A 7,946-nucleotide genomic window follows, 5' to 3' on the forward strand; every position below is an offset into this window, starting at 1 on the left:
TTCTGTTGATAAGCACCTGCGTATGGATGCTAGACAACTTATTAGACTCTGATATTGCAGAGGGGTGCCATCTGCCATTTGGCATAGTCACATGACTCCGATTGGCCGATGTTGACTGACGTTCAGCTTGTCAAAGTGAGTGCAACCAATACCACTGGAGCAACGCAATGAAACTCAAATCAGCAGCCATCACTATGATCTTCACTTTGGGTGCTCCTTTTGTTCAGGCTGACGACACAGCGCCTTATATCTATCGTGATATTGCCCAAGCCCCCGAGAATGTTAAAGACCAAGAAATTGCCGATTTGTTTGATCGTTGGAACAGAGCCCTGCAAACCGGTAACGCTAATGCGGTGATTGATTTGTATGCACCGAACGCAGTATTGCAGCCAACCGTTTCCAACAAGGTGCGTAACACCCCAGCTCAGATCAAAGACTATTTTGATCACTTTCTGCAGCTCAAGCCCCTTGGGCAAATTAACTATCGCGAAATTCGTCAGTTAGGCAGCAACGTGTCTATGGACAGCGGTGTCTATACCTTCACGTTGAATGAGGGGGGCGGCAAGACCCGGCAAGTGCAAGCCCGCTACACCTTCGTCTACGAACGAGTCGGCAGTCAGTGGAAAATCATAAATCACCATTCCTCTGCGATGCCCGAAGTGCAGACCAACACGCGAAAAGTTGATCCTCGAGTCTTAATGCTGGCCCCATAAACTCAAGCCGTTTTCTAGGGTGGCACCTCACAGTGCCAACCACTTGCGACACGCTGCCCTTAACCCCTTTCAGCCTCTACCTGCATACCTGCCGGCTCTGCCACCAGGTTATTGCTCACATTGCGCCCCAGCACCAGCACGGTGACAAAGCCACAGCCGACCAGTGCGGTGGCGAGGCTGAATAGCATTGCGCTGCCCATTTGGTCGACGATCTGGCCGCCGAAGAATGAGCCCAGGGCGATAATTACCTGGAACAAGGCGATGAACAGCGGCATGCCGCGTTCGACGTCTTTGGGGGCGACGACGAACATCCAGATGCTGGCGCAAGTCGGGAAGGCGCCGAAGGCAAAGCCCCAGAGTGCGATGAGCATGACGGCGCCGGTCATGTGGGTGGCGAAAAGGGGGAACAGGGCGGTGCTGGCGCCGATCATCAGTGCCACCAGTAGCAGGGTGTAGCGCACGCTGCGGTTGGCCGCGAAGCCTGCAAAAAAGTTACCCAGAACCCCGGCCGCGCCGTAGAGCAGCAACAGGGAACCAATGGTCGGTCCATCGAAGCCCGAGCTGTTTTTAAAGAACGGCGCAACGTAGGTGTATGCCGCAAAGTGGGCCAGGCCGATGAGCAATACGGCGATCAGGCCAACCCGGGATTTCGGGTTGATAAACAAGGCAGGCAGGTCGCTGACCAAAATGGCTTTTTCCGGATTGAGACGCGGCAACAGAAAAATCTGCGCCAGAAGTACCGGCAAGCCCAGCAGCGCGGTGATCAGGAACGTCATGCGCCAACCCATCAGGCCGCTCAGCCAAGTGCCCACGGGCACACCCAGCACGGTGGCCAGCGTCACCCCGAACATGATGATTGAGGTTGCCTGGGCGACGCTCACGCCTTTGGGGGCCAGCCTGCCGCTGAGGCCGATTGCGGTCGCCCAGAAGCCGCCGATGCTGATACCCAGCAATGCACGGCCTAACAGCAGCACATTAAAGTCGCTGGCGACGGCTACTACCGAGTTGGCGACGATCATCAACAGGGTCAAGCCGATTAACAGATAGCGGCGGTCCATGGCGCCGATACCGACAGACAGTAAAGGGGCGGCGAGCGCCGCCATGATGCCGGGCAAGGTTACCATCAGCCCTGCGTGGCCTGCGCTGATGCCAAGGTCGGTGGCGACGTCGTTGAGCACGCCCACCGGGAGAAATTCGCTGGTCACTAAGGCAAAGGCGCCTACGGAAACCGACAGAATCGCCATCCACTGCTGTTTGACGCTTTGCTGATTATGTTCGGGTAGGCCGCTGGAGGCCTGGCTTGCGCTTGGCATGGAGTGGGGTTCCAGGAGGGATATCGCCTGAAGGAGGCGAGGAGGGGAATTGGGAGGCGATTATAAGAAGCCATTTCGGCAAGCGGGCAGGCGGTCGTTTCGATAGTGATCATCAGTGTAATTAATGCGATGACCCGGTTGCTTTCGCGAGGTAGAACAGTGGCTTACAGAGCGACGGATGTTTGCAAGTGTGACAAATCTCTCAGGGTTGATGCGTCAATCGCTTGACGAAATCTTTTTGACTGTCATTTTTCTGAACATGAACAGTAAATGCAGTTTGCACATTAGGGAATGAGAGCTATTATCCGGGTGTCTTTGTGCCATGACCCGGTGGCGCCATGATCAAGCTGTCCATGAAAAACTCGATGTGCCCTCTCGGCGTTGTATGGAGTGGCCATCTGCTGATTTTTTTTGCAATCGCTTCGAGCTCTCGAGAAAATTTCGAACGGGGTGAAATTTCATAGACGGCTCGTCGTTTGTGGGTCGCGTACCGTACGGCGAGATCTTCGGGTAAATTGCCAACATACATAAGTGACAAGTCAACGTTGCAGGAGGTGAGGGCAAGCAGTTTGCTAAATGCATCGCGGCCTTCCACAGGGCTATACGTTCTATTACTGATAACTCTGAATTTTCTGATTTTGTATTGGTTATTTAGCGTATAGATAAGCGCGTGTGCATTCAGGATCGAGGCGGGCTCATTACAGATGACCACCAATACTTCGTGAGCGGCACGTGTGAAGTTCAGGACAGAATCATTGGCCCCGGAGGCAGTGTCTACAACCAGAACATCCACTTCAGTCTGGATCTCGTTGAACGAATTTATAATCCCGACGTGATGAGCGGTTAGAAGACCGTGCATCGTTTTTGAGTAGGGGGTGCCGAGTATCAAGTTGATGCCTCGGGGGCCAGTGTGCAGTAGTTCGGTTAATGTACAGTTGCCTTCAATCAAGTTTGAGAGTGTTCTTGGCGGCCTGATATTCAGCAGTGTATCGATGCAAGGCAGTTCCAGATTGCCGTCCAGCAATACGACCCTCTGCCCTAAGGTGGCCAGGGCAATGGATAGATTGATGGCCAGTGTGCTTTTGCCGGTGCCTCCTTTGCCGCCGGTAATGGCAAGGACCTGAACCGAATGCTTTTTTTTCATGAAGATAACGCCGTCCTTAGCGGGTTGCGCAAGTGTAAACTTGCCTGGTTATAATTTTATTCTTATTTTGTAGTGGCTATGTTTGTCTCTGAAAGCACCCGTGTCCCCCGTGAGCAAAAAGCGCGTGGCTCTTAATGCGGCGGTACTTCGGGAACAGTGCAATGAGCGTATTTTTTTATAAGCCCACCACCATCCGCGTTTTTTTCTATGATTGTCCATGGGGTTGATACTTCTTGGGTTTTTTAGAGACTTGCTGTGTGATTTCATTCTCCCATGCGCATGGTTTAATCATAAGTGTCCCCTGAGGCTAATAGTATGTCCTGAAGCGCAACAGCATTGACTCAGTCCTGTGGCAGGATTAATTCTATAGGGTCTGTTGTGCACGTTATTTTATGTCTGAAATTAGAAGGCACTCGTTCGTGCTCTTGTTTGTTCCGTGGATGAATGAATGTATAGAATTCGAAAATCATATGTTTACTTGCTCTGTCGAGCGTTGGGGACTGTCTATAAGTCCAGTGAAACATTTCATGATTATGTCGATGACACGGAATTTGTTGAAATCCAGTCGGTGTATGAGTGGTTGGCCAATCTTGCTGTAACTTCTTGCGATCCGGATCTGGGGCTAAGGGCCTACAGGAACATGCACCCCGCCATGCTGGGGGCGTTGGGGTATGCAGTCATGTCATGTGCGACATTGGGGGGAGCTCTTGAACGCCTGGTAAATTACTATCCCTTGATCAGCAGTGGTTCATTGTTAAAGCTGGAATTACATGACCATATCGTAAAAATTGTCAGTATTGAAGTGACCAAAAAAGTGCCCCGCGTCTTTATAGACGCTGGCTTCTCAATTTTACTGGCACTGATCAGGTGGCTGGTTCCACATTATTATGTGGTGCCGTTGGGGGTTGAATTAGTCTATGCCCCTCCCGGCGAAAGAGCGGGGCTGGAAGAGGTGTTTGGGCGGAATTTAAAGTTTTCAGCAGGTCATAATGTATTGGTTTTTCCCAGAGAAATTTGCAATTACCCGCTGATTACAGCATCGCCAAAGTTAGACCGTCTACACGCTGATTTTCTTAGAGTTCAACTGGAATCATCGCCCACCGGTTTCGCATCGTCGAAGATAAGAAGAGCCGTTGCACAAAGTTTAGCGCTGGGGGTTACCCCGACATTGGATTCAATTGCGGACGCACTCAAAGTTAGCAAAAGAACCCTGCAGTACTCTTTAAGGAATGAGGGGCTCAGCTTTTCCATGGTGTACAACGATGTCAGGCAAGCCTTGGCGCATGATTACTTGCGGCACTCGGTATACAGTATTAAGTATATTTCTGCTACATTGGGCTTTAGTGATCAGAGTAGTTTCTATAAAGCCTCTTTGAGGTGGTTTGGGATGACGCCTCAGAACTACAGGGATTTGTCTTGAATCTTTAGTGGTGATACCCAGGAATTTAGTTTTTAGCTTTTATTTCTATTTATTTATTGTCATAAAAAATACATATTTTGTTTTTGGCGATTTATGGGTGTGCGTGATTTTGCTTTTCCTGTCAGCTATTTAGCAGCTTTGAAATGATCATCGCTCTAAGCGTGGATGACAGTTAGTAATCGATATATTTTTCAAAAAAATGTTTTGCGTTATGGCTTTGGCAGGGGTGTTCCAGACGTGTCGGTGACAATCAGAAACGCGAAATGGGAGGCCATCCATAGCCTTTTAATGTCTCGATTTTTTCATAGAAGCATGGCGAAAAGGCAGACGAATTATATCGGTGTTCATTCAACTTACGTCGGGCTTGCTCACTGCCAATAATAAAAAAGGCGGGCGTCTAAGTGCATCTGTTAATGATGAGCGCTCTTTTAGTGCATGCGGCAAAGGCGTGGGTTCGCCCAGATGATCCAGGCGAAAACCCGCGGCTATCAGTGTGTTGACGTAAGTTTGCAGAGTTCGGTGAAACTTGGTCACGTTCTCTACAAACCAACGGCTTTGGCGTTCTGTTTCATAGTGGTAATTGTCCAGTGGCCAATGCAGGCGTTCGCCCTCAGAGCTGAGGACCCAGCCGCTGGGCTGCGCCGTACACAGCGGGTGTTCGACTGAAAAAACGAATTGGCCACCGGGGACAAGGCTTGCGTACACGCGTTTGACCACCGCTGCATAATCATCGACGTAGTGCAGCGCCAGCGATGACACCACCAGATCAAAAGCTTGAGCCTGGGGTGTGAAACTTTCAATCGGGTGATGGACATACACAATCTTGTCGTCATGGGTGAGGTGCCGGGCCTCAGACAACATCTTTTGTGAAATATCGACAGCAGTGACCGCCTGGGCGCCTTGGCTGCGGGCATAGCGTGCGAAGTCACCAAACCCCGCACCCAAATCCAGCACCTTAAGCCCCTGCAATTTGGGTAACAGCGCATGAAATGCCGGTATCTCAAGCACACCGTTCAGCCCCGAATCCTTCTGGCGCAGGTTCTTGTAGCCTTCAAAAAATACCGGATCGTCGTACACGTTCTGAGGCCGGGGTGAGGTCGTGTCACTCATCTACAAACTCCTGTGGAGGGGGCGCCTGAAGGGTTGAAGTTGAGCAAACGTCCAGCAAAAAACACGCCATTAATGTTTACCAGGCTTGTCGGGCATTACCTTCTCTGAAGGTGTCTGGCTGCAAGCAGCGCTTCTGCTGTGCTGCTGTTGGCGCAGCACTGGGGAAGGTCGTCAGAGGTTGTGTTGATCAGCCAGCCAGCGCATTGAGTACGTGCACCGGGTCATTATGGATGGCTTTTAACAGGGCTTTGGCGGGGCCGGTGGGCTCTCTACGGCCTTGTTCCCAGTTACGTAAGGTGCCGAGTTGAACGTCAATCAGCGCTGCAAATTTGGCTTGCGTCAGACCTGTTGCTTTACGGATCTCTTTTACTTGCAGTGCGTCAACGTGAAACTCACGGGACGGACGACGTTCGCCTCGGACAATTTCGTCCATTTGCTGCACGCTCTCCATTAGCTCATCAAAAAATTTGCTCATGGTTATCTCCAGTGTTCAATGACGGCTTTGAGTGCTCTGCGCTCATCGGCTGTCAGATCTTGTTGTTCATTTTTCGGGTAGATCATCAGTAGTGCGATTTGCGAGGCCGAGACGAAGTGATAGTAAATCACGCGTGCACCGCCCCGTTTTCCATGGCCTTTGGCCGCGATCCGGATTTTTCTGATACCACCCGTGTCTTCCATTACGTCACCTGCAGAAGGATTCAGTACGAGCACCCTTTGCAAAGCGATATAAGCATCCTCATTCATTAACTCTTTAGCTCTGCGGGTAAAAATCGGGGTTTCAATGAAGATCATTGCTAATGTACGCCAGTGGCTTACTGTTGGGCAATTCTAAGCTGGGCCGTACTCCTTAACATCTGATCAGTTGTTACTGCATTTAAATGTCATTTCATGCTCTTAAGCCCAAACCAGCTGCAAACCTGTCACTTGCCACAGACTCATCCAGCCCCCCTAAACTCGTTATAACCAAATAACAAGCAGGTCTTTCGTTTTTAGACTTTTTCCTTTTATTTTTATAATCAGCAATGCCATCAACCACCTGACTGAAGTCGGGCCCGTCATACCTAAAATTCTTCTGTTTCAACAAGGAATTCACTATGTCAGGTCTGGAGGAGCGCGTGGGCGGGCGTGAGTGGCGCGCCGATGTGTTGGTGATCGGGGGTGGACCCGCGGGCACTTGGGCGGCGATCAGTGCGGCGGCCCAGGGCGCACGTGTGGTGCTGGCGGACAAAGGCTACTGCGGGGCGTCCGGGGCTACGGCGCCTTCGGGCACGGCCGTCTGGTACGTCGAACCTGACGCGCAAAAGCGTGAAGACGCCAAAGCCAGCCGCTATGCGCGTGGTGGTTTTCTGGCGGAAAACCACTGGATGGACCGCGTCCTTGAACAAACCTGGAGCAACATGCAAACCCTCGCTGACTGGGGTTATCCGTTCCCGCTCGACAGCGACGGCCAGCAGCAGCGTATTTCTTTGCAGGGCCCGGAATACATGCGTTTGATGCGCAAGCGGGTGAAGCAGGCCGGTGTGCGGATTCTCGATCACAGCCCGGCGCTGCAACTGCTCACAGACAGTGAAGGGCGCGTCAGCGGTGCGTCCGGTTTCTCGCGGCAGAAAAATCATGAATGGAAGGTCGAAGCCGCTGCCGTGGTCATCGCGACGGGTGGCTGCGCGTTTCTAAGTCGGGCGCTGGGTTGCAATGTATTGACGGGTGACGGGCATTTGATGGCGGCCGAAGTCGGCGCCGATTTTTCCGGTATGGAGTTTTCCAATGCGTATGGCTTGTGCCCGGCTTTTTCGTCGGTGACCAAATCAGCGCTCTATAAGTGGGCGGTTTTTTATCATGCTGACGGTCGCGTGATGGAAGGCGCAGGTTCGGCTCAGGGCCGTGGCGTGATTGCCAAGGCGCTGCAAACCGAGACGGTGTATGCGCGGCTGGACAAGGCCGATGCCACGGTTCAGGCGCAGATGCGCCTGGCGCAGCCGAACTTTTTTCTGTCTTTCGATCGTCTCGGCATTGATCCTTTTCAGCAGTTGTTCCCGGTGACCTTGCGCCTGGAGGGCACGGTGCGTGGCACCGGTGGCCTGCGCATTGTCGATGAACAGTGTGCGACCAGTGTGCCGGGCTTGTACGCGGCCGGTGATGCGGCGACTCGCGAGCTGATCTGCGGGGCGTTCACCGGGGGTGGCAGTCATAACGCGGCGTGGGCGTTGTCGTCCGGCTTTTGGGCAGGCGCTGGCGCGGCGCAGTTC

8 protein-coding genes are annotated in these 7,946 nt (G+C 52.3%); 3 read left to right on the forward strand and 5 right to left on the reverse strand.

All coding sequences use genetic code 11. From position 1 onward, the window contains the following. Positions 1–167: 167 nt before the first annotated feature. On the forward strand, positions 168–713 hold the full coding sequence (locus GHO41_RS17965; RefSeq protein ID WP_153434272.1) for an SgcJ/EcaC family oxidoreductase: 546 nt from the start codon (positions 168–170) through the stop codon (positions 711–713). Between the two features lie 59 nt (positions 714–772). On the opposite strand, the gene GHO41_RS17970 is transcribed toward GHO41_RS17965, so the two are convergent. Further along, positions 773–2,026: an MFS transporter gene (locus GHO41_RS17970; RefSeq protein WP_153434273.1), complete on the reverse strand. Its 1,254-nt coding sequence runs from the start codon at positions 2,024–2,026 to the stop codon at positions 773–775. A 301-nt stretch (positions 2,027–2,327) separates the two neighbouring features. Continuing rightward, positions 2,328–3,170, reverse strand: coding sequence for a P-loop NTPase (locus GHO41_RS17975; protein ID WP_153428549.1), 843 nt, complete (start codon positions 3,168–3,170; stop codon positions 2,328–2,330). A gap of 448 nt (positions 3,171–3,618) precedes the next feature. Here GHO41_RS17975 and GHO41_RS17980 point away from each other — a divergent pair, with 448 nt between their 5' ends. Then, positions 3,619–4,590 carry an AraC family transcriptional regulator gene (locus GHO41_RS17980; RefSeq protein ID WP_053225205.1) on the forward strand — a complete coding sequence of 324 codons (972 nt, stop codon included), beginning with the start codon at positions 3,619–3,621 and terminating at the stop codon, positions 4,588–4,590. A gap of 348 nt (positions 4,591–4,938) precedes the next feature. Here GHO41_RS17980 and GHO41_RS17985 read toward each other — a convergent pair whose 3' ends face one another. The 3 genes from GHO41_RS17985 to GHO41_RS17995 all read right to left on the reverse strand — a co-directional run bounded on the left by GHO41_RS17985 (position 4,939) and on the right by GHO41_RS17995 (position 6,492). After that, positions 4,939–5,667, reverse strand: coding sequence for a bifunctional 2-polyprenyl-6-hydroxyphenol methylase/3-demethylubiquinol 3-O-methyltransferase UbiG (locus GHO41_RS17985; protein ID WP_206541191.1), 729 nt, complete (start codon positions 5,665–5,667; stop codon positions 4,939–4,941). A 220-nt stretch (positions 5,668–5,887) separates the two neighbouring features. Beyond that, a complete protein-coding gene (nadS, locus tag GHO41_RS17990) occupies positions 5,888–6,175 on the reverse strand; it encodes a NadS family protein (protein WP_046031301.1) in 288 nt (95 codons plus the stop codon). Positions 6,176–6,177: 2 nt separating this feature from the next. Next, positions 6,178–6,492 (reverse strand): type II toxin-antitoxin system RelE/ParE family toxin, encoded by a 315-nt coding sequence (locus GHO41_RS17995; RefSeq protein WP_048368676.1) that lies wholly within the window; start codon positions 6,490–6,492, stop codon positions 6,178–6,180. Positions 6,493–6,794: 302 nt separating this feature from the next. Here GHO41_RS17995 and GHO41_RS18000 point away from each other — a divergent pair. Further along, positions 6,795–7,946, forward strand: a 1,152-nt coding sequence (locus tag GHO41_RS18000) for an FAD-dependent oxidoreductase (protein ID WP_153434274.1), incomplete at its 3' end; no start/stop codon positions are given.

The organism is Pseudomonas sp. FSL R10-0399 (assembly GCF_009600165.1).
GTDB lineage: Bacteria > Pseudomonadota > Gammaproteobacteria > Pseudomonadales > Pseudomonadaceae > Aquipseudomonas > Aquipseudomonas helleri.

Bases quoted from the DNA above. Each gene is read 5' to 3' on its own strand.
- GHO41_RS17965 (WP_153434272.1), top strand. From the start codon at position 168: ATGAAACTCAAATCAGCAGCCATCACTATGATCTTCACTTTGGGTGCT.
- GHO41_RS17970 (WP_153434273.1), bottom strand. From the start codon at position 2,026: ATGCCAAGCGCAAGCCAGGCCTCCAGCGGCCTACCCGAACATAATCAG.
- GHO41_RS17975 (WP_153428549.1), bottom strand. From the start codon at position 3,170: ATGAAAAAAAAGCATTCGGTTCAGGTCCTTGCCATTACCGGCGGCAAA.
- GHO41_RS17980 (WP_053225205.1), top strand. From the start codon at position 3,619: ATGTATAGAATTCGAAAATCATATGTTTACTTGCTCTGTCGAGCGTTG.
- nadS (WP_046031301.1), bottom strand. From the start codon at position 6,175: ATGAGCAAATTTTTTGATGAGCTAATGGAGAGCGTGCAGCAAATGGAC.
- GHO41_RS17995 (WP_048368676.1), bottom strand. From the start codon at position 6,492: ATGATCTTCATTGAAACCCCGATTTTTACCCGCAGAGCTAAAGAGTTA.